Here is a 26,580-nt window from a genome sequence, read left to right as displayed (position 1 = left end):
AAGGCCCGTTCCCCTTGGGGAGCGGGCCTTACCGCATGTCCAGGGGCGAGCATCGTGGGGCAGGGGAGCGTCGGGCCGCTGCCCCACGATGCTCGCCCCTGATCGCTTCCGCCCCTTGAATGCTCCTGATGCCTCGTCAACCTCATGAGGCGATTCCAGCCTCATGACGCTCCGTCTCCTTCTGCGGGACGCAAGGGCGGACGGGAATGAGCCGGGCCTCCACGGGCGTTCCCTGATACGGAACATGAGGAGGAACGGTCACTGTGTTGGATCCGCAGGGTTTGTACGAATGGGAGCCCAAGGGGCTCGCCGTGGCCGACCTGGCCCTGGCCCAGGACTCGGCCGGTCTGGTCATGCTCTATCACTTCGACGGCTACATCGACGCGGGTGATACCGGCGAACAGATCGTGGAGCGGCTGCTGGACGGCCTGCCGCACCAGGTCGTCGCCCGCTTCGACCACGACAGGCTCATCGACTACCGGGCGCGCCGCCCCCTGCTCACCTTCGAGCGGGACCACTGGAGTGCCTACGAGACACCGAAGATCGAACTGCACCTGGTGCAGGACGCCACGGGCGCGCCCTTCCTGCTGCTGACCGGCCCCGAGCCGGACGTCGAGTGGGAGCGGTTCGCGGCGGCCGTGCGGCAGCTGGTGGAGCGCCTCGGCGTGCGGCTTTCGGTCAACTTCCACGGCATCCCCATGGGCGTCCCGCACACCCGGCCCGTCGGCATCACCCCGCACGGCAACCGCACCGACCTGATGCCCGGTCACCGTAATTACTTCGACGAGGCCCAGGTGCCCGGCAGCGCCGAGTCGTTCGTCGAATACCGGCTGGCGGAGGCCGGCCATGACGTCCTCGGTGTCGCCGCCCACGTCCCGCACTACGTCGCCCGCTCGCCCTACCCGGACGCCGCGCTCACCGTCCTGGAGGCGGTCACCGCCGCCACGGGCCTGGTCCTGCCGAACGCCGCGCACGCTCTGCGCACAGAGGCGCTGCGCACCCAGGAGGAGATCGAGCGGCAGATCGATGAGGGGGACGAGGAACTGGTCACGCTCGTCCGTGGCCTTGAGCACCAGTACGACGCGATGGCCGGCTCCGAGTCCCGCGGCAACCTCGTCGCCGAGCCGGTGCAACTGCCCTCGGCCGATGAACTGGGCGCGGAATTCGAGCGTTTCCTCGCCGACAGGGAGGGCGAGGGCGGCCGTTGACGGCCGGGCCGATAGCGTGGGGCCCATGCTGAAGGTGGGCCTCACGGGCGGTATCGGATCGGGCAAGAGCGAGGTTTCGCGGCTCCTCGCCGCGTACGGGGCGGTGATCGTCGACTCCGACCGCATCGCGCGGGAGGTGGTCGAGCCGGGCACGCCCGGACTGGCCGCCGTCGTCGCCGAGTTCGGCCCTGGCGTCGTCACGGCCGACGGCACCCTCGACCGGCCCAAGCTCGGCTCGATCGTCTTCGCCGACACCGGCCGCCTCGCCGCCCTCAACGCCATCGTGCACCCCCTCGTGCGTGCCCGTTCCGCCGAGATCGAGGCGGCGGCGGCCCCGGACGCCGTCGTCGTCCACGACGTCCCCCTCCTCGCCGAGAACGGCCTCGCCCCCCTCTACGACCTGGTCGTCGTCATCGACGCCGCCGAGGACACCCGCCTCGACCGGCTCGTCCGGCTGCGCGGTATGACCCCCGACGAGGCGCGGGCCCGGATGGCCGCCCAGGCCACCCGCGAGGAGCGGCTGGCGGTCGCCGACCTCGTCATCGACAACGACGGCCCGCTCGAAGCGCTGGCACCACGGGTCGAAGAGGTCTGGACGGAACTGCTCGCGCGGACGGGGGACAGCGCGGCTTAGGGGTTCGATTCGGCCGGGCTCGGCCAAATTCAGCCCGTCCGGCGTTTGAGGACGACCGCCGCGCAGCGGTGGTGCCGCAGGCCTCCGGCGGTTTTCGGCTGACGGCCGGTGGTGCCGCCTGCGGCGGCGAGGCGCCCTGCGGGCGCGTCCTCAAGCGCCGGACGTGCTCGATTGGGCTGGGCTCAGCCAAATCCAGCCCGGGCGGGCTCATGGGGGACAGGCTCAGCCAAATCCAGCCCGTCCGGCGCTTGAGGACAACCGCCGCGCGGCGGCGGTGCGTACCCGTCGACCCGCCGGGTACGGCTACCGCTTCGGTCGGTTCCTGTACGGACGAGGTGACGGCACGTCCCTCCGCGTGTCCCGGAGTTCCTCGACCGGCTCGTACGGGGGCACGTCACGGCCCGGCTGGTAGTGCGGTCCCTGCCGGAGGTGCCGGACGACCAGGGCCAGGTCCACAGCCGTCACCACCATCAGGACGCCGCAGGCGACCGCCCACCCCACCCGGCCGGCGGCGGTGAACGCGGCGGTACCGGCCGCCGCGCAGACCAGGCCCCACGCCGCCAGGACACATCTGAGCCGCAGGGGGCTGCGAGCTGTCATCGGTTCGTTGCCCGTACGCATCACGGCACCTCTCCCACCCTCCAGGATCCACCCGGCCCGGCGAAGACGGAACCGGGTTCGCGACCGGGCCGGGGCGGGCGACCGCCGGTGATGTCAGAGCCTCTCCGTAGACTCGAAGCCTGTGGCCATCAGGGCCACGGAAGTCCGGCGATCACGCGATCGGGGCAGCGGTGGGTCGGACGGAACGGGCGAGGCGGTGGGCGAGTGGCACAGGGGCTGCCCCCACGGGCATGGGCGGACCACCGCCCCCTCCAGCCCGGCAGACCGGTCGGGCCCGTGAGACCGGTCGGGCCCGAGAGGCGGGCCGGGGCCGAGCGTCCGGCCGAGGCCGACGGGCCGGCCGAGCCGCTGGCGCGCTGCGCCGCGATCCTGCTGCCCGCCGACCCGCCGCGCGCCACCACGGTCGCCTTCTGGCGGCCCGACGGCGGCCCCCTGCCCGCACCGGGGGCCACGGGCACGGCCACGGAACTGACGGTGGTACGCCCCCACGGCAGCGGTATCCGGCGCCGTGCCGTGCCCGCGATCGTGCTCCCTTTGGCCCAGGCCGTGCCGGTCCTCGCCGGGGCCCGGCACGACCCGCGCGCCCACCCGGCGGCCGCCTGCTGGGGAGCGGCCGTGCTGCACGCGACGCGCCTCGTCGCGCGGGGACGCCTCCTGCCGGGGCTCACCCCGGGCGGGTACGACGCGTGGCGGGCCGGTCCGCTGGACGCCGAGGACGTCACCCACGTCCGGGCGATCGCCGCCGCGATGCCGCCCGAGGCCCACGCGGTGCCCGTGCCGGGCGCCGGCCCCCTGCGGCTGCCCGCCCCAGAGGGGCTCGTGCGGGAGCTGCTCGACGCGGTCGCCGACTGCCTGCCGCGCACACCCGCCGCCGTCCACGCGGCCGGGGACCTCTACGCGGCCCCGGGCCACCCGACCCGCACGCCCCACTCGCCGGCCCTCGACTCCTGGTGCGCCGAAGCGGCCGCCGGTGTGGACTCCGGGGTGCGCATCTCCTTGCGCCTGGACCTCGGAGCGCATGATCTCTACGACGAGGAGGGCTGCCCCGCGGCGGTCGTGGTGCAGGTCCACAGCCTCGCCGACCCCACCCTGCTGACCGACGCGGCCGAGCTGTGGGCGGGGCGGGCGGGAGAGCGCTTCGGCGCGCGCAGCCGCATCGACACGGTCCTCGCCCTGCGCCGCGCGGCCCGGCTCTGGCCACCGCTCACCCGGCTCCTGGACCGGCCCGTGCCCGATGTCCTGGCCCTCGCCGAGGACGAGCTGTACGAGCTGCTGGGGCCCGTCGCCCAGCGCTTGTCCGGCGCGGGGATCGCCGTGCACTGGCCCCGGGAGCTCGCCCGCGGGCTGACCGCCACGGCCGTCGTCCGGATGGCGCCGGGCACCGCGTCCGACGAGCCCGCCTTCTTCGACGCCACGCGGACCCTGGAGTTCGGCTGGCAGCTCGCCCTGGGCGGGGAAGCGCTCACCGAGCGGGAGATGGACGCCCTCGCCGAAGCGCACCGGCCCGTGGTGCGCCTGCGCGATCAATGGGTGCTGGTGGACCCCGCGCTCGTCCGCAAGGCGCGCGCACGCCGCCTCGGCCGGCTCGACGCCGCCGAGGCCCTGTCCGTGGCCCTCACCGGCAGCGCCGACATCGACGGCGAGCGCACCGAGGTCGTACCGACGGGCGCGCTCGCCGCCCTCCGCGACCGGATCACCGGCCGGGCGCACCCGGTGGTCGCGCCGCCCGGGCTGCACGCGACGCTGCGCGACTACCAACTGCGCGGGCTGGCCTGGCTGGACCTGATGACCTCACTCGGCCTGGGCGGCTGCCTCGCCGACGACATGGGTCTCGGCAAGACCGTCACCCTCATCGCCCTGCACCTGCACCGCGCGTCCCGGATGGCGGGCCCGATGCCCCCGACCCTGGTGATCTGCCCCGCCTCCCTCCTCGGCAACTGGCAGCGCGAGATCGAACACTTCGCGCCCGGCACCCCCGTCCACCGGTTCCACGGCACCGGCCGGTCCCTGGAGGCGATGACGGACGGCTTCGTCCTCACCACCTACGGCACGATGCGCGCCGGCGCCGGCCCGCTCGCCGCGCACACGTGGGGCCTGGTCGTGGCGGACGAGGCACAGCACGTCAAGAACCCGTACTCCCGGGCCGCCGTCGCCCTGCGGACCATCCCCGCCCCCGCCCGGGTCGCCCTCACCGGCACCCCGGTGGAGAACAACCTCTCCGAGCTGTGGGCCCTCCTGGACTGGACCACCCCCGGCCTGCTGGGATCCCTGAAGAACTTCCGCGCCCGCTACGCCCGGGCCATCGAGAGCGAGGACCAGGGCGAGCGGGAGGAGGCGGTGGAGCGCCTCGGCCGGCTCGTCGGGCCCTTCCTGCTGCGCCGCAGGAAGTCCGATCCCGGCATCGCCCCGGAGCTGCCGCCGAAGACGCAGACCGACCACCCGGTCCCCTTGTCGCGCGAACAGGCCGCGCTCTACGAGGCGGTCGTGCGGGAGACCCTCGCGCACATCGAGGAGTCCGCGGGGATGGCGCGCCGCGGCCTGGTGATGAAGCTGCTGACGGACCTCAAGCAGATCTGCAACCACCCGGCCCAGTACCTCAAGGAGGACGCCACCCGGCTGGCGGGGCGTTCGGGCAAGCTGGAACTCCTCGACGAGCTGCTGGACACGATCCTCTCCGAGGGCGGCTCCGTCCTGGTCTTCACCCAGTACGTCTCGATGGCCCGGCTGCTGTCCGCGCACCTCACGGCGCGCGGCGTGCCGTCCCGGCTGCTCCACGGCGGGACGCCGGTCGCACGGCGCCAGGAGCTGGTGGACGAGTTCCAGTCCGGTGGCGTGCCGGTGTTCCTGCTCTCGCTGAAGGCGGCCGGTACGGGCCTGAACCTCACCCGGGCGGGGCATGTCGTGCACTACGACCGCTGGTGGAACCCGGCGGTCGAGGAGCAGGCCACCGACCGCGCCTACCGCATCGGGCAGACCCAGCCGGTCCAGGTGCACCGCCTCGTCACCGAGGGCACGGTCGAGGACCGGATCGCCGACATGCTGGAGAGCAAACGCGCGTTGGCCGACGCAGTACTGAGCGGCGGCGAAACCGCGCTCACCGAACTGAGCGACGCCCAGCTCGCCGATCTCGTCGCCCTGCGGAGGCCGGCATGAGGAGACCACGATGACCGGTGCCACGTCCTGGTGGGGCCGTGCGTGGATCGAGGCCCTGGAGACCATGTCCCTCGACGAGGGCCGGCTCTCCCGGGGCCGTTCCTACGCCCGTGGAGGCCATGTCCGCGACATCACGGTCGCCGCGGGCCGGGTCACGGCGCGGGTCGAGGGCAGCCGCTCGCGCCCGTACCGCACGGGCATCGGGCTGCGGACGCTCTCCGACGACGACTGGGACCGCTTCCTGGCCGCTGTCGCCGTCCACCCCGACCAGCTCGCGGCACTCCTCGACAAGGACATGCCCCAGGCGCTGGCCGACGCGGCCGCCACCGCGGGCGTCCGCCTCCTGCCCGGCCCCGGCGACCTGTCCCCGCACTGCACCTGCCCCGACCGCGGTCACCCCTGCAAGCACGCGGCGGCCCTCTGCTACGAGACGGCCCGGCTGCTGGACGGCGACTCCTTCCTCCTGCTGCTGATGCGCGGCCGCGACGAACGGGAACTCCTCGACGACCTCGCCCGCCGCAACGCCGCCCACGCGGCCCGGGAAGCCTCCGCCCCGCCCGCCGGCGTCAGCGCCCGCGCGGCCCTGATGACCGCCGGCCGCCCGCCGCTTCCGCCGCCGCTGCCGGTGCCCGCCCACCCCGGACCGCCGCCGGCCCTCCCCGCCGCGCGGGACCTGCCGCTGGACCCGGACGCCCTCGAACTCGTCGCCTCGGACGCGGTGACCCGGGCGCACGCCTTCCTCACCACCGGCGCCTCGCCCTTCCCGGACCTCACCCCCTGGCAGGACGCGGTACGACTCGCCGCCGCGCACCCCACCTCCGGGCTGACCTCCTCCACCCGCGCCCTCTACCGCGCCCTCGCGGCGGGCACCGGACGCACGCCCACCGACGTGGCCCGCTCGGTGGCGGCCTGGCGCCAGGGCGGCCCGGAGGGCCTGTCCGTCCTGGAAACCCCCTGGGACCCCCCGGCCGGCCCCTTCGACCGCGCCCGCTCCGCCCTCACCGCGGCCGGCCTCCCCCCACTCCGCCCCCGGCACAACCACCTGACGGACGAATCCCGCGGCATCCAGCTCCGCTACGGCCACGACGCCCGCTGGTACCCCTACGAGGCCGACCCGGCCCCCACCCCCGTCTGGTGGCCGACGGGGGTGGCCACCGAGGACCCGGTGGGCGCGCTGGTGGAGTTGCTCGAAGCGTCGGATTAGACCGCGTCCGGCGTATCTTCGGCGGCGAGCCCCTCCCGCCGCCTGCGGCGACTTGTTCAGCGCCGGACGAACGACCCGGCTCCCAGGTCAGCGGGGTGTGGGACCCGCCGATGTGGTCCTCGGCCTGCTCGGGCCGGACTTCACGAGGTGGACGACCACGCCGGAGTAGAAGCGGTCCACCGCCGCGTCGACGCTCCGGATGAAACCGGACTCGGCGTTCCCCCGGGCGCTGCCCATGCTCTTGGACAGCGAGAGCCGGAAGCCCGTGATCCGCGCGCTGTCCTTCGGAAGGAGGTCGCCGGGCTCGGGCCGGAGCTTTTCGAGGGTGCCGCGCGGTCCCGCGACGGGGCCGTCGAGCAAGGTCTGGACGTGCAGATCGGCAGGCGCCTCGGCGAGTTGCTTCACCAGCCGTTTGGCCCAGGCGAGCGGGTAGCCCTGCTCGGGCGCGGGGATCTCGATGGAGGTCCGTAGCCGTCCGGTGCGCAGATCGGCGACGATGGCCAGGGCGCCGGGCGTGCCGTCGATGCGGATCTCCGCGTCCAGCCGGCCGTCCTCGCAGAGATGGTCGGCGAGTTCCGCGCGGCGGGACTGCGGGTCTGTGCCGCGTTTGGCGCGCTGGACGGGGATGACCTTCTCGCCCAGCTCGCCGCCGAGGCGCAGACAAACCTGGCGGATGAGCCGCTCCCAGCTCTCGACGACCTGGACGGCGCGCTCGTCGCCCTGGCAGAGGGTCTCCTGGTCGATGCCGTTGCGGACGGGCACCCAGGCGGGGCCCATGTTCTGGAAGCCGTGGCAGCCGGAGTTCTCGTGCTGGAGGTAGTGGAGGAGTTCCTGCAGCAGCCACGCGTGGGGCTCCTGGCGGACACCCTCGTGGCGGATCAGTATCTGGGCCTGATGGACGACTTCGGCCCAGGAAAGGTGGCGCAGGGCGACCTTGTGCTTGCGCCGGCCGTCGATCTTGACGTGGACGAGCGGGCTGCCCTCCAGGGCGACGTCGTTGGACAGCGTGATCACGGCCTCGTAGCCCCGCCGGGCCGCGATGTCCATGTAGTCCTGGATCTGCTCGTCCTTCAGGGCGTTGCCGTTGGTCTTGGTCTCGACCAGGGCGGTCCACAGTTTGCCCGCGCGCTCCACCCGGATGACGCCGTCCGGTCGCTTGGGGCTTTCCCCGTGCGGAAGGGTGACCTCTGTGAAGGTCTCCATGCGGCCGGAAGGCGCCCCGAACCCCGCGGTGAGCCGCCGGCCGAATTCAGGCACCTGGGCCATCACGGACAGCAGGACGGACGTCGCTCGCGCTTCCCGCTCCCGGTCGCTCTTGAGGGAGGACGCCGGGAAGAGCCGGGCGGCGCGCCAGGCGTCGTTCTCGGCCAGTGACTGCTTGGGCTCCTTCGGCAGCGTCACCTTCTTCTTGGCGGTGCGGAGCCGACGGGCCGGGGCGGCCGGCGGTATGGGCCCGGCGGGGGCCGCGGGAGCGGACGCCTTCTCCACCGTGGGCCCCGGGGCTGCCTTCACGGTTTCCGCCGTGCCCGGCGCCCGGGGGCTCGCCGTATCGGCGGGGGTGACGGAGGGCTCCGCGAGCAGGTCCGCCGGGGCCTGTGAAGCCTCCGCTTCCTGGTCGTCGTCCTCGTCGATCTCGATGCCGAAATCGGTGGCCAGGCCCGCGAGGCCCGTGTCGTAGCCCTGGCCGACGGCCCGGAACTTCCATGCGTCCCCGCGCCGGTAGATCTCCCCGAACACGAAGGCGCTCTCGGACTTCGCGTCGGTGATGGAGAAGCCGAGTATCCCCTCCCCGTCGGCGTCGCTCAGCGTCAGCCGCAGGTTTTCCAACTCGCCGAATGCGGCCCGCTGGTGACGGCTGGCCGAGACGACGATGCGGACGACATCGGTGGGCATGGCGCTCAGGTCGAGCTGTATCCGGTCCTCGTTGACGTTCTCCGACGGTGTCTGGCCCAGGAACTGCACGCTGCCGTCCGCGGCGGCCGGGTTGTTGTAGAAGAAGAAGTCCGCGTTGCCGCGCACCTTGCCGTTCTCGCCGAGCAGCAGCACCGACACATCGGCGTCCCCGTCACCGTCGGGGCTGCTCCAGCCCAGGCTGACGACGATGGTTTCCGCGTTGTCGCTGAGCGCCGCCAGACCGACGTTGGCGCCCTTGATCATCTCGTGCACGAAGCCCCCCTGGGCGTGAAGCGTTGGCTGCCCGGCACCGCGGCCGGGAACCCCCCTTTGACGAGGCGGGGCGAAGCCCGCGCGCATGGTGGCGATCCTAGCGAGCTGATCGTCAAATCAAGGGCATATGCCAGAAGCCGGGGGACGTGCGCGGAGCGTTCAGACCAGTCGCTTGATCTCCCCGCGCACCCGGTAGAAGCCACTCGCGGAGGGCGAGAGGGCGTCGACGACGTAGCGGGCGCCCGGCTGGCGTATGTGGCGGGGGAACTGGACGTTCCACGTGGGGTCGTAGCCGTCGGAGACGACGTGCACGCGGAGGCGGCCGCCTTGCTGGGCGCACTCGACCACGATGCCCGTGGCGGTCGCGGTGGTGACCGTCTGGACGGCGGTGGCCGGGGCGTAGGTGGGGACGGCCGCGGCCGACTTGACGTCCAGGGGGACCGGGACACGGCCGGTGCGGGCGGCGGTGACGGCCGCTTCGGTGGCGTCGACGCAGACCAGCGAGCCGTCCGTGGTCACCATGTAGAGCTTCTCGTCGAGGTACTGCATCGACAGCGCCGAGCCGCCGCCCGTGCCGAGCTTCCACAGCCGGGTGCCGTCCGCGGCGAAGCAGTAGACGGACGAGGCGGAGTCACCGGCGAAGACGTAGCGGCCGCCGGGAGCCGTGGCGCAGGAGTAGACCGCGGTGTCGCACAGGTAGGTGGCCTCGACGGTGCCGTCGGTCTTCGACAGGCGCTGGACGACGCGGTGGTTGGTGCCCGCGTAGACGGACGTGTCCTCCTGCCAGCCGAAGAGCACCGCGCCCTTCGTCCGGGTGTGCCAGAGTTCGCCGCCGCCGTCCGGGGCGTAGGCGGTCACTCCCTCGGTGTGGCCGTGGTAGACGGCGTCCTCGTCCCGGCGGACCATCCACGCGTGCGCCCCGGCGCTCTTGCGGGACCACTGGTACTCGTCCTCGTGGTCGATGACGGTCAGCCCGCCGGCGCGGTCGGCGACGTCGAGGACGCCTTCGCGGATGTCGAGCCAGAAGATGTCGACGTCGGAGGCGATCTCGTAGGCGGCGAAGGGAAGTTTGGCCGAAAGGTCGTACACGGTGCCGTCGTCGCAGCCCGCGTAGATCCAGAAGTCGTCCGCCACCAGGCACTTGACGCCGTCCGGCAGCCGGTAGCGCGCCAGCACCTCCCCGTCGTGGCCGAGGGTGTAGACGTCACCCGACTGGTTGCCGACCCAGCAACGGTCCTCGCCGATGTGGATGCCGAACGCGGCGGCACCGGTGTTGAACCGCCACAGCACCGGGGCGACGGCGCGGGCGGTCGACGGGGCGGAGGTGACCTCACGGCGGGTCACCGGGCGGGCCGCGCGGCCGCCGGCCACGGCGGGGGCGTACCCCTTGCGGACCTTCTCGCCGATCTTCCGGGCCGCCGCGGCCTTCGCCTTCTCCGCCGTGGGGAACGTGGCGGTCTGGGTCTGCCCCGCCGCGCCGATCCGGCCGTAGCGCACCGCGACGGTCGTACCGGAGACCGTCACCTCGTAGAACTTGTGTGCCCCGCCGCCGTCCTGGGACAGCTCCAGATACGTCTTGGTCCCCGTCACGACATGCCCCTCTCCCACCGGCCGCCACGGCCGGTCTCCACATGCCGAGAACGCTAGGGCCCACCACTGACAATCGGCCCTGACCTGGGGGAGAGCCGTCAGAAGAGCGGCTCGGGCAGGATCCCTTCGAGGGCCAGCAGGTCCCGTTTGGCGGCCAGGCCCGGGCCGAAGCCGCCCAGGCCGCCGTTGCTCTCGATGACGCGGTGACAGGGCACCACGATGGGCAGCGGGTTGCTGCCCATGGCCACCCCCACCGCGCGCGCCGCGCCCCGCTCGCCCACCCGGTCGGCGAGGTCCTGGTAGCTGGCCAGCGTGCCGTAGGGCACGTGGGCGGCCAGCTCGCGCAGCACCAGGCGGTTGAACCCCGAGGCCAGCGACCAGTCCAGCGGGACGGAGAAGGCGCGCAGTCTGCCGTCGAAGTAGGCCGTCAGCTCGGCCGACGCCGTGGCGAGGACCTCGTGCGCCGCGCAGTGCGGCGACGGCGGCGGTACGGGCCCGGAGCCCAGGCGGCGGGTCAGCCGGTCGACCGTCTCGTCCGCCGTCGCCCCGTCGGCGTGGAAGGCGACGCACAGCAGGCCCTTCGGCGTCGCCGCGATCCCCAGGGTGCCGACGCGGGTGCCGACCGTGGCCCAGGCCCATTCCTGCGGCCCGGCCGCCGCCGCCTGCCCGGCGCCCGTCACATCGGTCACGTCCGTCACTTCGGTGTCCGTCACACCATCAGCCTAGAACGGGCACCCGGACCTGTCCGCTCCCCAGCCGCCCGAACCCGGGCTCGGCCCGTCCCGGCCCCAGCGGCCCACCGGACGGTTCGCGGCGGCCTCCGGCGCGCCCTGGGCCGTGTCCGGCGGATCATGTGGGCGGGCGCTGCGGCCCGTGGCGTGCGCATCACCGCTGCGCGGCGGTGTCCTCAATCGCCGGACGGGCTGCTGTGCTGTGTCCTCAATCGCCGGACGGGCTGATTTCAGCCCGCTGGGGGCCCCAGCGGTAGCTGGGGGAGCTTGAGGACGCGCCCGCAGGGCGCCCAGCCGCCGCCGGCGGCAAAGACGGCCGGTAGCCGAGGATCCGTCGGACACGGCCTAGAACGCACCCCCGGAGCCCATGGCCGAGATGATGCCGGATTCCTCGTCGAGCGCCTCCTCCACCACGTGCGGCGCGTTGCTGATGATGCCGTCCACGCCCAGGCGCGCGAGGGCCACCGCACGCCGTCCGTCGTCGACCGTCCACGCCGAGACCGTCATCCGCTTGCCCTGCGGGCCCTTCAGCGCGTGCACCGCCTTCACCCAGTCGGCGGTGACGCTCTTGTGATTGGGGTTGATCTGGTCGACGAACGACGCGTACGCGCGCAGCTGCGCGACCTTGGGGGCACCCAGGAAGCCCGTCCGCACGTCCGGGCGGAGCCGGTGGAAGGTCTTCAGGGAGTTCGCGTCGAAGCTCTGCACGACCAGCCCTCGCGCCACGTGCCACCGGTCGAGCCACCCCGCCCGGCGCAGCTCCGTGACCAGCTGCGTCTCGATGCCCGGGTACAGGGCGGGCTCCTTGACCTCCAGCAGCAGCTTCTGCTGGTTGTGGTCCACCCGCCGGAGGTAGTCCCGCAGCGTGGGCACCCGCTCGCCCTTGAACCGCCGGTCGAACCAGCTGCCCGCGTCCAGCTTCCGGATCTCGGCGAGCGTGAAGTCCGCGACCTTCCAGGGCGCGCGGCGCGGATAGCGCTGCTCGACGTCGGTCGTCCGGGCCAGGGTGGTGTCGTGCATGACGATCAGGGCGCCGTCCTTGGTGCGCTGGACGTCGTTCTCCACCCATTCGATACCCAGCCCGGCGGCTCTGTCGATCGACGCGAGGGTGTTCTCCGGTGCCTCGACCGGTACGCCCCGGTGGCCGATCGCGATGGTGTTCGGCCGCGCGGCGGCAGCGGAGGCGGCGGGCCGCGCCTCGGCGGGGCCCGCGAGGAGCAGAGCGGGCAGGGACAATCCGAGGATCGCGCTGCTCACGGTGGAGACGGGGCGGATGCGCATAGGGGGCTCCTCGCGGCGTCTGGGATCGCGGACGCGGTGGCGTCCAGGCCCTGTGTCTACGGAAAAGATGTACAGAAGACAAGTACGCGATCGCGACGCCGCGGACACCCCGAGCCGCGGACCTTTGCCGACTCTTCGCCGCCCGTTCGCCCGGAAAACAGGGGCCGAACGCGAGGAGCCCGGCCATTGTCAGTGGTGGGCCGTACGGTGGTCTCATGCGGCCCGTATCAAAGATCGAACGCACGGTGGCGCCCTTCGAGGTCGTCAGCCCCTTCCAGCCCAGCGGTGACCAGCCCACGGCCATCGCCGATCTGGAGCGGCGCATTCGCGCCGGTGAGAAGGACGTCGTCCTGCTCGGTGCCACCGGCACCGGAAAGTCGGCGACCACGGCGTGGATGATCGAGAAGCTCCAGCGGCCGACGCTCGTCATGGCGCCGAACAAGACCCTCGCGGCCCAGCTCGCCAACGAGTTCCGCGAACTCCTGCCCAACAACGCCGTCGAGTACTTCGTCTCGTACTACGACTACTACCAGCCCGAGGCGTACGTCCCGCAGTCGGACACCTACATCGAGAAGGACTCCTCGATCAACGAGGAGGTCGAGCGGCTGCGCCACTCCGCGACGAATTCTCTGCTCACCCGGCGTGACGTGGTCGTGGTGGCCTCGGTCTCCTGCATCTACGGCCTCGGTACGCCCCAGGAGTACGTCGACCGCATGGTGCCGCTCAAGGTCGGCGAGGAGATCGACCGTGACCAGCTGCTGCGCCGCTTCGTGGAGATCCAGTACACCCGCAACGACGTGGCCTTCACACGCGGCACGTTCCGGGTGCGCGGCGACACCATCGAGATCTTCCCGGTCTACGAGGAACTGGCCGTCCGGATCGAGATGTTCGGCGACGAGATCGAGGCCCTCTCCACGCTCCACCCGCTCACCGGCGAGGTCATCTCCGACGACCGGGAGCTGTACGTCTTCCCCGCCAGCCACTACATCGCGGGCCCCGAGCGGATGGAGAAGGCCATCGCGGGGATCGAGGCGGAGCTGACGGAGACCCTCGCCCGGATGGAGAAGCAGGGCAAGCTCCTGGAGGCCCAGCGGCTGCGCATGCGCACCACGTACGACATCGAGATGATGCGCCAGGTCGGCTCCTGCTCCGGCATCGAGAACTACTCGCTGCACATGGACGACCGCGAGCCCGGCTCCCCGCCGAACACCCTGATCGACTACTTCCCCGAAGACTTCCTGCTGGTCATCGACGAGTCGCACGTCACCGTCCCGCAGATCGGCGCGATGTACGAGGGGGACGCGTCCCGTAAGCGCACCCTCGTCGAGCACGGCTTCCGGCTGCCGTCGGCCATGGACAACCGGCCGCTGAAGTGGGAGGAGTTCGTCGAGCGGATCGGCCAGACCGTCTATCTCTCCGCGACACCGGGCAAGTACGAGCTGTCCCGCGGCGACGGCTTCGTCGAGCAGATCATCCGGCCCACCGGCCTCGTCGACCCCGAGGTCGTCGTCAAGCCCACCGAGGGGCAGATCGACGACCTGGTGCACGAGATCCGCACCCGTACCGAGAAGGACGAGCGGGTCCTGGTCACCACGCTGACCAAGAAGATGGCCGAGGACCTCACGGACTACTTCCTCGAGCTGGGCATCGCCGTGCGCTATCTGCACAGTGACGTCGACACGCTGCGCCGTATCGAGCTGCTGCGCGAGCTGCGCGCCGGCGAGTACGACGTGCTGGTCGGCATCAACCTGCTGCGGGAAGGCCTCGACCTGCCCGAGGTGTCCCTGGTCGCCATCCTGGACGCCGACAAGGAGGGCTTCCTGCGCTCGGGCACGTCCCTGATCCAGACCATCGGCCGCGCGGCGCGCAACGTCTCCGGTCAGGTCCATATGTATGCCGACAAGATCACTCCGGCGATGGAGAAGGCCATCGAGGAGACCAACCGCCGCCGCGAGAAGCAGATCGCGTACAACAAGGAGCGGGGCATCGACCCGCAGCCGCTGCGCAAGAAGATCGGTGACATCGTCGCCACGATCGCCCGCGAGGAGATCGACACCCAGGAGCTGCTGGGCTCCGGCTACCGCCAGGCCGAGCAGGGCAAGGCCCCCGTCCCCACGGTCGCCTCCGGCAAGGCGGGCGCCAAGGCGGCCAAGGGCAGGGGCAAGGCCAAGCCGGTCGTCGCGACGGACCGTCCCGCGGCGGAACTGGCGCAGCTCATCGAGGACATGACGGACCGCATGCGGGCGGCCGCGGCGGAGCTGCAGTTCGAGGTCGCCGCGCGACTGCGCGACGAGGTGGGCGAGCTGAAGAAGGAGCTGCGGCAGATGCGCGAGGCCGGTCTGGCCTGACGGGAGGGGCTCCCGCCGGCCGGGCCGGCGGGAGATGTTGCAAGACCGCCACAAACCCCACCTCGGGTGTGCTCGTGGCCGGTGACAGTGCATAGGGTCGTGGGAGGAGACCACGCCGAGCGCGCGGTCACGGGGCAACACGAGAGAAAAACGAGAAGGGACTGCGCGTGACGGTCAACTTGTCCAAGGGTCAGGGCATCAGCCTGCAGAAGGCCGACGGGGGCACCCTGACCGCGGTACGGATGGGGCTGGGCTGGCAGGCCGCCCCCCGCCGCGGACTGTTCGGGTCGCGCACGAGGGAGATCGACCTCGACGCGTCGGCGCTGCTCTTCGCCGACAAGCAGCCGGTCGACGTGGTCTTCTTCCAGAAGCTGGTCAGCGACGACGGCTCGGTGCGGCACACCGGTGACAACCGCGTCGGCGGTGCGGGCCAGGGCGGCGACGACGAGGCGATCCTCGTCGACCTGCAGCGCGTGCCCGTGCACATCAACGAGATCGCCTTCACGGTGAACTCCTTCACCGGCCAGACCTTCGGCGAGGTGCAGAACGCGTTCTGCCGCCTGGTCGACGAGACGACCGGCCAGGAGCTGGCCCGCTACACCCTCGACGGCGGCGGCCAGTACACCGCGCAGATCATGGCGAAGGTGCACCGCTCCGGCAACGGCTGGCAGATGACGGCCATCGGCGCCCCGGCCAACGGCCGGACCTTCCAGGACCTGATCCCGGCGGTCCAGGCGAGCCTGTAGGGCTCGACGGCACGACAGTCGACGGCAGGACCGGGCCCGGCGGAGACAGTTCCGCCGGGCCCGTCGGCACACACGAGCGCGGCGCGGCGAGCGCGGCACAACAAGGGGGAACGGCGATGACGGCCGAGCTGGTGCGGGGGCAGAACCACCCGCTGTCCGAGAGCCGCCTGGAGATCAGGATCTCGGCGGGCACTCCGGTGGTGGCGGGTGCCACCCTCGGTGACGCCGACGGCAAGATCGCCGATGCCGCGTGGGTCGCGCACCCCGCCTCGCACCGGCTCCCCGGCCTCGAAGTGTCCCGACAGGCGGCCGCCGACCACCGGCTGGCCGTCGACCTGGGCGCCGTCCCCGACGCCGTCCACCACGTCAACGTGCTGCTCGCCCTGCCGGCCGGTGCGGACGGACCGGCCCGCTTCGGTGACCTGGCGGCGCCCTTCGTCGCGGTCACCTCGCTGGAGGGCGTCGAGGTCGCCAGCTACACCATGACCGATCTGCGGTCGGAGTCGGCCGTCGTCGCCCTGGAGCTCTACCGCCGGCAGGGTGCCTGGAAGGTACGGGCCGTCGGCCAGGGGTACGCGGGCGGTCTGGCCGCGATGCTCGCCGACCAGGGGCTGCCCCGGGCGGCCGAGACGGCCAAGGCCATCGAGGAGGCCGTCACCGGCGGCATGGCCCGCTCGATCGCCCCACCGCCGGCCCACCTGGCCCAGGGGGACGGCGCCGCGCGCCGCGCGGCAGCGTCCGGAGCCAGTGCCAGGGACGGCGCCAGGGACGGCGCCGGCAACGGCGCCGACAGTGCCCCGGACGCCGGCCGGGCGGCCGTACGGCCCGGCCACGACCCCGGGACGGCCGCACCCGGCGACCTCCGCGCGGACACTCCGGCGGCCCAGCAGCCCCCGGCCGCGGGCGGCCCCGTCAGCTACCAGCACCCCCGACGTCGCACGGCGACGCCGCCGGAGCCGGCGCCCCCGGTCCAGCCGGCCGAGCCGGGCCGGCCCGCCCCGCCCGTGGCGGGCGACGCCAGCGGCTGGACGATGAACGAGCGGCTCTACAACCAGGTCTGGGGCATGTTCGAGGACCTGGCCCGCACCACCGCCGCCTACCGCAGCGCGGTCGACTTCGCCGAGTCCCGCCTGGAACAGGAGCTGGACCGGGTGCTCTCCGACCCGCGCACCCGGGTCGGGCCCGCCGCCGACGCGGCCCGGCAGGAAGCGCGCGCCAAGCGGGACGCGCTCGTCGAGCAGGCCCGCGCCGCGCTCGACCGGGACCTCGCCCAGCTCGCCGCCGAGTCCGAGGTCGTCGAGCACGCCCTGCCGCCCGCCTTCGCCCGCTGGGACAGCCCGGTCTGGCAGGGCTACCAGGTGCCGCTGGAGACCCCGATGGCGCTGCGCCTGGGTGATCTGCGGCTGCCGGAGCGTGCGGATCTGCGGATCCCCATGCTGGTGCGGCTGCCGCTGGAGCGCGGGCTGTGGATCGACAGCGGCCGGTCGGACGGCACGGACCCCGGCCTGGCCGACTCCGCCGAGCTGCGCCGGCTGGCCATGGACACGGCGGTCGCGCACGCCGCGCGGCTACTGGCGGCCTACCCGGTCGGCGACCTCACGGTGCATGTCATCGACCCGGCGGGCGCCGCCGGTGCCGCCCTGACGCCGCTGCTGCGGTCCGGGGCCCTGAAGGAGCCGCCGGCGGCCGGCGTCCAGGGGGTGACCGCGCTGCTGTCCCGGCTGACCAAGCGGGTCGACTTGGTGCAGATGGCGGTCCGCAGCGGTGCCGTCGACTCCCTGCCGCCGGACCTCGACGTCGCCGAGCAGCTGCTGATCGTCAACGACTTCCCGCACGGCTTCGACGACCGGGCCGTCACCCAGCTGCGCTACCTCGCGGACGAGGGACCGGCCGTGGGGGTGCACTTGATGATGGTGGCCGACCGGGAGGACTCCCGGGTCTACGGGCCGGTGCTGGACCCGCTCTGGCGTGCCCTGCTGAGGATCACGCCGGTGCCCTCCGACCACCTGGCCGACCCGTGGGTGGGCCACGCCTGGACCTACGAGCCCTCGCTCGCCCCCGCCGGGAGCGAGGTGCTGCGGCAGGTGCTCTGGCAGGTCGGCCAGGCCCGGCAGGCGTATGGCCTCTAGGCCGGGTCCGGCATAAGCAAAAGCCTCTGACCAGCTAACTTGGTCTTTCCTTTACTGTTTCTTGGGTCTTCCTGTACTGTTTTTGTACGGAGGAAGGGCCCGTGGACCGCGTACGGGTGGAGCGTTCCTCCGGCAGCGACGACGCTGGTAGTTGCCGTACCGAGTGCCGGAGGAACAGTGGACGTCTCCCTGACCCTGTGGGTGCTGACCATTCTTGGTCTGTGCGCCCTCATCGCCGCCGATTTCTTCATCGGGGGCCGCAAGCCCCATGAGGTCTCCCTCAAGGAGGCCGGGATCTGGACCGCCGTCTGGATCGCCCTCGCCGGGCTCTTCGGGCTGGGGCTGCTGCTCTTCGGCGGCGGTCAGCCGGCCGGCGAGTTCTTCGCGGGCTTCATCACCGAGAAGTCCCTGAGCGTCGACAACCTCTTCGTCTTCGTCCTGATCATGGCGAAGTTCGCGGTTCCGCCGATCTACCAGCAGCGCGTGCTCATGGTCGGTGTGCTGATAGCCCTCGTCCTGCGAGCCGGATTCATCGGGGCGGGCGCGGCGATCATCGCCAACTTCTCCTGGGTCTTCTACCTCTTCGGCGCCTTCCTCATCTGGACCGCCTGGAAGCTCATCCAGGAGGCGCGGGCCGACGCGGAGGAAGAGGAGTTCGAGGAGAACCGCTTCCTGAAGATGGTCGAGAAGCGCTTCCCGTCCACGGACAAGTACCACGGCACCAAGCTGTTCGTCGTCGAGAACGGCAAGCGTCTGATGACCCCGATGCTGATCGTCATGCTGGCGATCGGCACCACCGATGTGCTCTTCGCCCTGGACTCGATTCCGGCCATCTTCGGCCTCACCCAGGACCCGTACATCGTCTTCACGGCCAACGCGTTCGCCCTGATGGGCCTGCGCCAGCTGTACTTCCTGATCGGCGGCCTGCTGCGGAAGCTGGTCCACCTCTCCTACGGGCTGTCGATCATCCTCGGTTTCATCGGCGTCAAGCTCGTGCTGCACGCCCTGCACGAGAACGGTGTGGGGGTCCCCGAGATCAGCATCCCGGTCTCGCTCGGCGTCATCTGCGCGGTGCTGGTCGTCACGACCGTCACCAGCCTCTACGCCTCCAGGAAGCGGGGGGCGGCGGAGCCGTCCGAGGGCAAGGACAGCAGCCTGGTCTGAGGGCCCGTACCGCCCATGGCGACGGGCGCCCCAGGGGCGCCGTCCTCAATCTCCCCCGGCTACCGCTGGGAGGTGCCCCCGGATGGGCTGGTTTCGGCTGAACTCGGCCGGAGCCAGCCCGTCCGGCATCCCTACGCGGGAGCGTATTCGGCCGTTGGGGCGGCGGCCGGCGTCGGGCGGGTGTCCGGCAGGAGCGCGAAGCAGCCGAGGCTCAGCAGGGCGACCGCGGTCAGATAGCCGGCGACGCCCCAGGGCGGCCCGTCGCCCTGGGACGTCGCGGTCGCCACGAGCGGGGTGAGGGCGCCGCCCAGGACGCCCGCCAGGTTGTAGCCGACGGCCGCCCCCGTGCAGCGCACCCGGGGCTCGTACAGCTCCGGGAGATAGGCACCGGTCACGGCGAACGTGGTCGTGAAGGCCAGCATCGCGACGACGAAGCCCACCAGCATCAGCACCGGCCGGCCGGTCTGCAGCAAGGCCACCAGCGGGGCCATCCACAGCACCACCGCGGCGCAGCCGATCAGGCACAGCGGACGACGGCCGTAGCGGTCGCCCAGCAGCGCGACCAGCGGGGTGGCCACGCCCGAGGCGGCGACCGCGACCATGATGCAGGCGAGCATGACCGTGCGGTCGACGTGCAGCCGCTCGGTGGCGTAGGCGAGCGACCAGGTCGTGACCGTGTAGAAGACGGCGTAGCCGGCCGCGAGGCCGCCGGCGGTCAGCAGGACGAGCCGCCAGTGGCCGCGGACGATCTCGGCCAGCGGCAGCGAGGCACGGTTCTCACTGGCGGCCAGTTCTTGGAACGCCGGGGTCTCGCTGAGCTGGGTGCGCAGCAGCAGCCCGGCCGCCGCCAGGAGGCCGGCCGCCCAGAACGGCACCCGCCAGCCCCAGGACAGGAACTGCGCGTCGGTGAGCGTGGCCGACAGGGTGAGTGTCAGGCCGTTGGCCAGGACGAAGCCCACGGAAGGGCCGACCTGCGGGAAGCTCGACCACAGGACACGGCGGTGGGCGGGCGCGTGTTCGGCGGTCAGCAGCACCGCCCCGCCCCACTCGCCCCCGAGCCCGAGGCCCTGGACGAAACGCAGGACGAGCAGCAGCACCGGCGCGGCGATGCCGATGCTGTCGTACGTGGGCACCAGGCCGACCGCGACCGTCGCCATGCCCGTCAGGAGCAGCGACGCGATGAGGACCGGGCGTCGCCCGTGGCGGTCGCCGATATGGCCGAAAAGGATGGAGCCGAGCGGGCGCGCGAGGAACCCGACGCCGAAGGTCCCGAAGGCGGCGAGCGTGCCGATCAAGGGGGAGACGGTGGGGAAGAAGAGCGGGCCGAGGACGAGCGCCGCGGCGGTGCCGTAGACGAAGAAGTCGTAGAACTCGATGGCGGTACCGGCCAGCGAGGCGGCCGCCAGCCGGAACATGGACGGTGAATCGGGTGAACGGTCTCGTTGCATGTAATGCCCAACTTCCATGGAGATGGCAGGCAACGGGGCGTGGGGGAGCACGGCGCGGGGCGCGGCGGATCTCGGCCGGTCCGGCGGTACGGCGCCGACAGCGCCCCCTCCGTCCCCCTCCGGCCCTGATCACGGCTCCGCGCCGGTTCCCCCCTGGCGGTACCTCCGCGCTGCCGCCCCCTCGGGCAGCGCAGAGGGGTAAGGACCGGCGGCCATGGCCGCCGGTCCTTACCGTTCAGTGCGTTCTCGACGTTCTCGTGCGCCCGGCCGTCGAGCCGGGGGGTGTCACCAGCCGCGCTCGCGCCATTCGGCGAGGTGCGGGCGCTCGGCGCCCAGCGTGGTGTCGTTGCCGTGGCCCGGGTAGACCCAGGTCTCGTCGGACAGCGTGCCGAAGATCTTGGTCTCGACGTCGTCGAGGAGGTTGGTGAAGGCCTTGGGGTCGTCGTGCGTGTTGCCCACGCCGCCAGGGAAGAGGCAGTCGCCGGTGAAGACGTGCGCGTGGCCGTGCGGGTCGTCGTAGACGAGCGCGATGCTGCCCGGCGTGTGGCCGACGAGGTGGCGGGCCGTCAGCTCCACGCGGCCGACCCGGATGGTGTCCCCGTCCTCGACGGGCACGTCCGTCGGCACCGGGATGCCCTCGACATCCTCACGGCCCGCGTAGGTGCGGGCGCCGGTGGCGTCCACCACCTCGGCCAGCGCGCCCCAGTGGTCGGCGTGCTGGTGGGTGGTCACCACGGAGGCGATGCCGCCGTCGCCGATGAGGGAGAGCAAGGTGTGCGGCTCGGCGGCGGCGTCGATCAGCAGCTGCTCGTCCGTCGCCCGGCAACGCAGCAGGTAGGCGTTGTTGTTCATGGGGCCGACCGCGACCTTGGAGATCATCAGATCGGCCAACTCGTGTACGTCCGCAGGTCCGCCGACCTCTACCGCTCCGCTGTACGTCATGGGATCACCCTATAGCGGCGGAAGAACGGGCAGCGGAGCGCCACCGGTTTCCAGTTGCGAGCCGTCGCACCGTCCGGCGAGCCAGCCCATCAGTGCCGCCGGCGGGCCGGTGACGGGGGCGGGCTTGCCTTCGCGCCGGCCGGTGGACCACTGCTTGCCGTCGTGTGCGCCGCCGGTCGCGGTCAGTGTCAGCGCGGGGACGGCGGGGTTGCCGGTGAAGCGCTCGGCGAGGAACTCGATCTCCCGGGCCGTGAACTCCTCGGGAAGGTCCGTCAGTTCGTAACCGATGCCGAGGTCGACGTGGTGCAGCTCGACCTCCACGAGGCGGCGGAAGGGGACGCGCGCGGCGGAGTCGGTCACGCCGTTGCGCATCTCGATCGTGCGGCTCCAGTCCGCGGGCGCGTCGGCCGCCCGCAGGAAGCGGGCGGAGCTGTCGCGCAGGTCGGCGAGCTGGACGTCGAGCGGACGGGGCGCGTCCCGCTCGATGTCGGCCTCGCGGGCCTCGCCGCTCACATACATGGGGCGGCCCTCCAGGACGTTCACGAGGGCGTCCGCGTTCCGCGCGAGGTGGGCGAGGAGATGGCCGCGGGTCCAGCCGGGAAGCCGTGACGGCTCGGCGACGGCCGCGTTGTCCAGTGCGCCGATCGCGGAGAGCAGCCGGTCGGTGGCTTCGCGTACGGAGGCGAGGTCGTGCACATGATCAATCATGGCGCCGACGATAGCCGGGCCACTCCTTCGGGTGAAGGTGTCCGATCCCGCCCCTAAATCGAATGTACGTGCTATATGGTCGGGAGGGTCGCTGACGGCACCGCGGGGCCGCGCCTTTCCGGTGCCCGCCCTCGCTCGACCCTCGATTGTCAGTGGCCCCCCGTACTCTGGATCGAGGGACGGCGGCTCTGTCCGCAGCCCCTCGGAAGCTCCCCGGAGCCGACTCTCAAGAAAGGTGCCGACCGGCGTGGCAGACCGTCTCATCGTCCGTGGCGCTCGCGAGCACAACCTCAAGAACGTCTCGCTCGACCTTCCGCGTGACTCCCTCATCGTCTTCACCGGACTCTCGGGGTCGGGCAAGTCGTCCCTCGCGTTCGACACGATCTTCGCCGAGGGGCAGCGTCGTTACGTCGAGTCGCTCTCCTCCTACGCACGCCAGTTCCTGGGCCAGATGGACAAGCCCGATGTGGACTTCATCGAGGGCCTGTCCCCGGCCGTCTCCATCGACCAGAAGTCGACCTCGCGCAACCCGCGCTCGACGGTCGGCACCATCACCGAGGTCTACGACTACCTCCGGCTGCTCTTCGCCCGCATCGGCAAGCCGCACTGCCCCGAGTGCGCGCGGCCCATTTCCCGGCAGTCGCCGCAGGCGATTGTCGACCGGGTGCTCGAGCTGCCCGAGGGCAGCCGCTTCCAGGTGCTCTCGCCGCTGGTGCGCGAGCGCAAGGGCGAGTTCGCCGATCTCTTCTCCGACCTCCAGACCAAGGGCTACAGCCGCGCCCGGGTCGACGGCGAGACGATCCAGCTCTCCGAGCCGCCCAAGCTCAAGAAGCAGGAGAAGCACACCATCGAGGTGGTCATCGACCGCCTCACCGTCAAGGACAGCGCGAAGCGTCGTCTGACGGACTCGGTGGAGACCGCGCTCGGTCTCTCCGGCGGCATGGTCATCCTCGACTTCGTCGATCTCGCCGAGGACGACCCCGAGCGTGAGCGGATGTACTCCGAGCACCTCTACTGCCCCTACGACGACCTGTCCTTCGAGGAGCTGGAGCCGCGTTCCTTCTCCTTCAACTCGCCCTTCGGCGCCTGCCCGGACTGCACCGGCATCGGCACCCGCATGGAGGTCGACCCGGAGCTGATCGTCCCCGACGAGGACAAGTCCCTCGACGAGGGCGCGATCAGCCCCTGGTCGCACGGTCACACCAAGGACTACTTCAGCCGGTTGGTCGGCGCCCTGGCCGAGGAGCTGGGCTTCCGCACGGACATCCCCTGGGCGGGGCTCCCGCAGCGGGCCAAAAAGGCGCTGCTGCGCGGCCACAAGACGCAGATCGAGGTCCGCTACCGCAACCGCTACGGGCGCGAGCGCGCGTACACCACGTCCTTCGAGGGCGCGGTGCCGTTCGTCAAGCGGCGGCACTCGGAGGCCGAGAGCGACTCCAGCCGTGAGCGCTTCGAGGGCTATATGCGCGAGGTGCACTGCCCGACCTGTGAGGGCACGCGGCTCAAGCCGATCGTGCTCGCGGTCACCGTGCAGGGGCGCTCCATCGCGGAGGTCGCCGCGATGTCGATCAGCGAGTGCGCCGACTTCCTCCGCGGGATGAAGCTCACCGGCCGCGAGAAGAAGATCGCCGAGCGAGTGCTCAAGGAGGTCAACGAGCGGCTGCGGTTCCTGGTCGACGTCGGCCTGGACTACCTCTCGCTGAACCGGGCCGCGGGCACCCTCTCCGGTGGCGAGGCCCAGCGCATCCGGCTCGCCACCCAGATCGGCTCCGGCCTCGTCGGCGTGCTCTACGTGCTGGACGAGCCGTCGATCGGCCTGCACCAGCGGGACAACCACCGCCTCATCGAGACGCTCGTCCGTCTGCGCGACATGGGCAACACCCTGATCGTCGTCGAGCACGACGAGGACACCATCAAGATCGCGGACTGGGTCGTCGACATCGGCCCCGGCGCGGGCGAGCACGGTGGCAAGGTGGTGCACAGCGGTCCGTTGAAGGAGCTGCTGACCAACAAGGAGTCGATGACCGGCCAGTACCTGGCCGGCAAGAAGTCCATCGCCATGCCGGAGACCCGCCGGCCGGTGGACCCGAGCCGCAGGCTGACGGTGCGCGGCGCCCGCGAGAACAACCTGCGGGACATCGACGTGTCCTTCCCGCTCGGCGTGCTCACGGCCGTCACCGGTGTGTCCGGGTCGGGCAAGTCGACGCTGGTCAACGACATCCTCTACACCCACCTGGCCCGTGAGCTGAACGCCGCGCGGACCGTCCCCGGACGGCACACGCGCGTCGACGGCGACGACCTGGTCGACAAGGTCGTACACGTCGACCAGTCGCCCATCGGCCGTACGCCGCGCTCCAACCCGGCCACGTACACCGGCGTCTTCGACCATGTGCGCAAGCTGTTCGCGGAGACCATGGAGGCGAAGGTCCGCGGCTATCTGCCCGGCCGCTTCTCCTTCAACGTCAAGGGCGGCCGCTGCGAGAACTGCTCCGGCGACGGCACCATCAAGATCGAGATGAACTTCCTGCCGGACGTGTACGTGCCGTGCGAGGTCTGCCACGGCGCGCGCTACAACCGGGAGACCCTGGAGGTGCACTACAAGGGCAAGTCCATCGCCGAGGTGCTGGACATGCCCATCGAGGAGGCGCTGGACTTCTTCGAGGCCGTCCCGACGATCGCGCGTCATCTGCGCACGCTCCACGAGGTCGGGCTCGGGTACGTCCGGCTCGGCCAGTCCGCGCCGACGCTCTCCGGCGGCGAAGCCCAGCGGGTGAAGCTCGCGAGCGAGCTGCAGAAGCGTTCGACGGGCCGCACGGTCTATGTGCTCGACGAGCCCACCACCGGGCTGCACTTCGAGGACATCAGCAAGCTGATCAAGGTGCTGTCCGGCCTGGTCGACAAGGGCAACAGTGTGATCGTTATCGAGCACAACCTCGATGTGATCAAGACGGCGGACTGGGTCGTCGACATGGGCCCGGAGGGCGGCAGCGGCGGTGGACTCGTCGTCGCGGAAGGCACGCCCGAAGAGGTCGCCTCGGTCCCCGGCAGCCACACCGGCAAGTTCCTGCGGGAGCTGCTGGGCGACCGCGTGAGCGACGCGGCCGTGACGAAGGGGCGCGGGAACGGTGGCCGCAAGGCCGCGCCGGCGAAGAAGGCTGCGGCGAAGAAGGCTGCGGCCGCCCCGGCCAAGAAGGCTGCGCCTGGCGCGGCGAAGAAGGCGGCGCGGCGCGCCTGAGCCTGTTTTTGGCCCGCGGGTCGTCTTACCGCCTGCGGCGGTGAGCGCCCTGCGGGCGCGTCCTCAATCGCCGGACGGGCTGGATATGGCTGGGCTCAGCCGAATCCGTACCCGGGCGGGCTCAATATGGCTGGGCTCAGCTGAACCCATGCCCGGGCGGGCTGGATATGGCTGGGCTCAGCTCAATCCGTGCCCGGGCGGGCTGGATGTGGCTACGTTCGGCCCCCAAAGCCCGTCCGGCGATTGAGGACACAGCACAGCAAGCCCGTCCGGCGATTGAGGACACACGCACAGCGCCGTTCACCTGGTTCGGCGGGCAGGTTCCAGGTCCGCCGCGTACGGCGGCTCCGCTCCCGGGCGGGAGCAGGTGAGTGCCGCCGCCCGGGCGGCGAAGGTCAGGGTGTCGAGCCAGTCCGCCCGGGTCAGGCCGGCCACCGCGGCGGACGACAGCGCGCCGTGGCCCGCGAGGCGGTGCAGCAGCGCGGCGTTCACCGTGTCACCGGCACCGATCGTGTCCACGACCCCGCCCCCGACCGCCGCCGGGACGGAGTACCGCTCGCCGTCCCCGGTCAGCACGCTCAGTCCCGTAGCGCCGTCCGTGAGGACCACCGCCGCCGGACCGGCCGTCAGCCATTCCCGCGGCGAACCGCCCAGCCACCGGGCGTCCTCCACGGACAGCTTGAGCAGTGACACATGGGGCAGCCAGGAGCGGAACCGGGCCCGGTAGGCGTCGGCGTCGGGGATCAGCCGGGGCCGGATGTTGGGGTCGAGCAGGGTGAACAGCCCGCGTGCGGCCTCCCGCCGCAGCAGCGCCTCGTACGCGCTCGCCCCCGGCTCCAGCACCAGCGAGCAGGTTCCCAGGCACAGGGCCGCGGTCCCTTCCGGCAGCGGTCCCGGCAGCTCGAAGAGACGGTCCGCCGTGCCGTCGGCGTAGAAGTGGTAGCCCGCCGAGCCGTCCGCGCCGACGGCCGCCACGGCCAGCGTCGTCGGCTCGGGACCACGCCGTACCGACGAGACGTCCACCCCCGCCGCCCGCAGGCCGTCCAGCAGGGCGTCGCCGAAGCCGTCCGTCGAGATCCGTGAGCAGAAGGCCGTCGGGGTGCCCAGCCGGCCGAGCGCGACCGCCGTGTTGTACGGGCCGCCGCCGCGCCGGGGCAGCAGCGCCGGCAGGTCGCCGTCACCCCCCGGACCACCGGGCACCAGGTCGATCAGGGCTTCTCCGGCTACGACGATCACGAGAGGGCGTCCCTTCCTGCGACAGGCCGATCGGGG

18 protein-coding genes are annotated in these 26,580 nt (G+C 71.9%); 9 read left to right on the top strand and 9 right to left on the bottom strand.

The genetic code is table 11. From position 1 onward, the window contains the following. Window positions 1-263 precede the first annotated feature (263 nt). Window positions 264-1,208, top strand: coding sequence for a PAC2 family protein (locus ACZ6MA_RS00755; protein WP_469429947.1), 945 nt, complete (start codon window positions 264-266; stop codon window positions 1,206-1,208). A gap of 25 nt (window positions 1,209-1,233) precedes the next feature. Then, entirely contained in the window at window positions 1,234-1,842 is a 609-nt protein-coding gene (gene coaE / locus ACZ6MA_RS00750; RefSeq protein ID WP_469429946.1) for a dephospho-CoA kinase, read from the top strand. A gap of 303 nt (window positions 1,843-2,145) precedes the next feature. Here coaE and ACZ6MA_RS00745 read toward each other — a convergent pair whose 3' ends face one another. After that, window positions 2,146-2,463, bottom strand: coding sequence for a DUF6343 family protein (locus tag ACZ6MA_RS00745; RefSeq protein WP_469429945.1), 318 nt, complete (start codon window positions 2,461-2,463; stop codon window positions 2,146-2,148). A 276-nt stretch (window positions 2,464-2,739) separates the two neighbouring features. On the opposite strand from ACZ6MA_RS00745, the gene ACZ6MA_RS00740 reads away from it, so the two are divergent. Both ACZ6MA_RS00740 and ACZ6MA_RS00735 read left to right on the top strand, forming a co-directional pair. Beyond that, complete coding sequence (locus ACZ6MA_RS00740; RefSeq protein ID WP_469429943.1) at window positions 2,740-5,616, top strand: SNF2-related protein; 2,877 nt, start codon at window positions 2,740-2,742, stop codon at window positions 5,614-5,616. 10 nt (window positions 5,617-5,626) lie between these two features. Beyond that, a complete protein-coding gene (locus ACZ6MA_RS00735; RefSeq protein WP_469429941.1) occupies window positions 5,627-6,820 on the top strand; it encodes an SWIM zinc finger family protein in 1,194 nt (397 codons plus the stop codon). Window positions 6,821-6,907: 87 nt separating this feature from the next. Here the strand turns inward: ACZ6MA_RS00735 and ACZ6MA_RS00730 are convergent, their stop codons facing one another. From ACZ6MA_RS00730 to ACZ6MA_RS00715, 4 genes are all read right to left on the bottom strand, one after another. Continuing rightward, on the bottom strand, window positions 6,908-8,977 hold the full coding sequence (locus ACZ6MA_RS00730) for a TerD family protein (protein WP_469431139.1): 2,070 nt from the start codon (window positions 8,975-8,977) through the stop codon (window positions 6,908-6,910). A gap of 168 nt (window positions 8,978-9,145) precedes the next feature. Continuing rightward, a complete protein-coding gene (locus ACZ6MA_RS00725) occupies window positions 9,146-10,576 on the bottom strand; it encodes a WGR domain-containing protein (protein ID WP_469429939.1) in 1,431 nt (476 codons plus the stop codon). Window positions 10,577-10,674: 98 nt separating this feature from the next. Next, window positions 10,675-11,289, bottom strand: coding sequence for a methylated-DNA--[protein]-cysteine S-methyltransferase (locus tag ACZ6MA_RS00720; RefSeq protein WP_469429937.1), 615 nt, complete (start codon window positions 11,287-11,289; stop codon window positions 10,675-10,677). Between the two features lie 363 nt (window positions 11,290-11,652). Beyond that, window positions 11,653-12,588, bottom strand: coding sequence for a glycerophosphodiester phosphodiesterase (locus tag ACZ6MA_RS00715; protein ID WP_469429936.1), 936 nt, complete (start codon window positions 12,586-12,588; stop codon window positions 11,653-11,655). 215 nt (window positions 12,589-12,803) lie between these two features. Here ACZ6MA_RS00715 and uvrB point away from each other — a divergent pair, with 215 nt between their 5' ends. From uvrB to ACZ6MA_RS00695, 4 genes are all read left to right on the top strand, one after another. Then, window positions 12,804-14,936, top strand: a complete 2,133-nt coding sequence (gene uvrB, locus ACZ6MA_RS00710) for an excinuclease ABC subunit UvrB (RefSeq protein ID WP_469429935.1) — start codon at window positions 12,804-12,806, stop codon at window positions 14,934-14,936. Window positions 14,937-15,103: 167 nt separating this feature from the next. Then, window positions 15,104-15,682, top strand: a complete 579-nt coding sequence (locus ACZ6MA_RS00705) for a TerD family protein (RefSeq protein ID WP_469429934.1) — start codon at window positions 15,104-15,106, stop codon at window positions 15,680-15,682. Between the two features lie 116 nt (window positions 15,683-15,798). Then, a complete protein-coding gene (locus tag ACZ6MA_RS00700) occupies window positions 15,799-17,811 on the top strand; it encodes a TerD family protein (RefSeq protein ID WP_469429932.1) in 2,013 nt (670 codons plus the stop codon). 177 nt (window positions 17,812-17,988) lie between these two features. Beyond that, a complete protein-coding gene (locus ACZ6MA_RS00695) occupies window positions 17,989-18,975 on the top strand; it encodes a TerC family protein (RefSeq protein ID WP_469429931.1) in 987 nt (328 codons plus the stop codon). A gap of 131 nt (window positions 18,976-19,106) precedes the next feature. On the opposite strand, the gene ACZ6MA_RS00690 is transcribed toward ACZ6MA_RS00695, so the two are convergent. From ACZ6MA_RS00690 to ACZ6MA_RS00680, 3 genes are all read right to left on the bottom strand, one after another. Continuing rightward, window positions 19,107-20,390, bottom strand: a complete 1,284-nt coding sequence (locus ACZ6MA_RS00690; RefSeq protein WP_469429930.1) for an MFS transporter — start codon at window positions 20,388-20,390, stop codon at window positions 19,107-19,109. Between the two features lie 318 nt (window positions 20,391-20,708). Next, window positions 20,709-21,365, bottom strand: coding sequence for an MBL fold metallo-hydrolase (locus ACZ6MA_RS00685; RefSeq protein ID WP_469429928.1), 657 nt, complete (start codon window positions 21,363-21,365; stop codon window positions 20,709-20,711). Between the two features lie 9 nt (window positions 21,366-21,374). Beyond that, window positions 21,375-22,073: a maleylpyruvate isomerase family mycothiol-dependent enzyme gene (locus ACZ6MA_RS00680; RefSeq protein ID WP_469429926.1), complete on the bottom strand. Its 699-nt coding sequence runs from the start codon at window positions 22,071-22,073 to the stop codon at window positions 21,375-21,377. A gap of 247 nt (window positions 22,074-22,320) precedes the next feature. On the opposite strand from ACZ6MA_RS00680, the gene uvrA reads away from it, so the two are divergent. Continuing rightward, window positions 22,321-25,308 (top strand): excinuclease ABC subunit UvrA, encoded by a 2,988-nt coding sequence (uvrA, locus tag ACZ6MA_RS00675; protein ID WP_469429924.1) that lies wholly within the window; start codon window positions 22,321-22,323, stop codon window positions 25,306-25,308. 300 nt (window positions 25,309-25,608) lie between these two features. Here uvrA and ACZ6MA_RS00670 read toward each other — a convergent pair whose 3' ends face one another. Then, window positions 25,609-26,544, bottom strand: a complete 936-nt coding sequence (locus tag ACZ6MA_RS00670; protein ID WP_469429923.1) for a carbohydrate kinase family protein — start codon at window positions 26,542-26,544, stop codon at window positions 25,609-25,611. Window positions 26,545-26,580 lie beyond the last annotated feature (36 nt).

The organism is Streptomyces sp. NPDC042259 (assembly GCF_055582085.1).
Note: the sequence above shows the minus strand (reverse complement) of the source record. Positions and strands in the feature narration are given on the sequence as shown.

Bases quoted from the DNA above. Each gene is read 5' to 3' on its own strand.
- coaE (WP_469429946.1), top strand. From the start codon at position 1,234: ATGCTGAAGGTGGGCCTCACGGGCGGTATCGGATCGGGCAAGAGCGAG.
- ACZ6MA_RS00745 (WP_469429945.1), bottom strand. From the start codon at position 2,463: ATGCGTACGGGCAACGAACCGATGACAGCTCGCAGCCCCCTGCGGCTC.
- ACZ6MA_RS00735 (WP_469429941.1), top strand. From the start codon at position 5,627: ATGACCGGTGCCACGTCCTGGTGGGGCCGTGCGTGGATCGAGGCCCTG.
- ACZ6MA_RS00730 (WP_469431139.1), bottom strand. From the start codon at position 8,977: ATGATCAAGGGCGCCAACGTCGGTCTGGCGGCGCTCAGCGACAACGCG.
- ACZ6MA_RS00715 (WP_469429936.1), bottom strand. From the start codon at position 12,588: ATGCGCATCCGCCCCGTCTCCACCGTGAGCAGCGCGATCCTCGGATTG.
- uvrB (WP_469429935.1), top strand. From the start codon at position 12,804: ATGCGGCCCGTATCAAAGATCGAACGCACGGTGGCGCCCTTCGAGGTC.
- ACZ6MA_RS00700 (WP_469429932.1), top strand. From the start codon at position 15,799: ATGACGGCCGAGCTGGTGCGGGGGCAGAACCACCCGCTGTCCGAGAGC.
- ACZ6MA_RS00690 (WP_469429930.1), bottom strand. From the start codon at position 20,390: ATGTTCCGGCTGGCGGCCGCCTCGCTGGCCGGTACCGCCATCGAGTTC.
- ACZ6MA_RS00685 (WP_469429928.1), bottom strand. From the start codon at position 21,365: ATGACGTACAGCGGAGCGGTAGAGGTCGGCGGACCTGCGGACGTACAC.
- ACZ6MA_RS00680 (WP_469429926.1), bottom strand. From the start codon at position 22,073: ATGATTGATCATGTGCACGACCTCGCCTCCGTACGCGAAGCCACCGAC.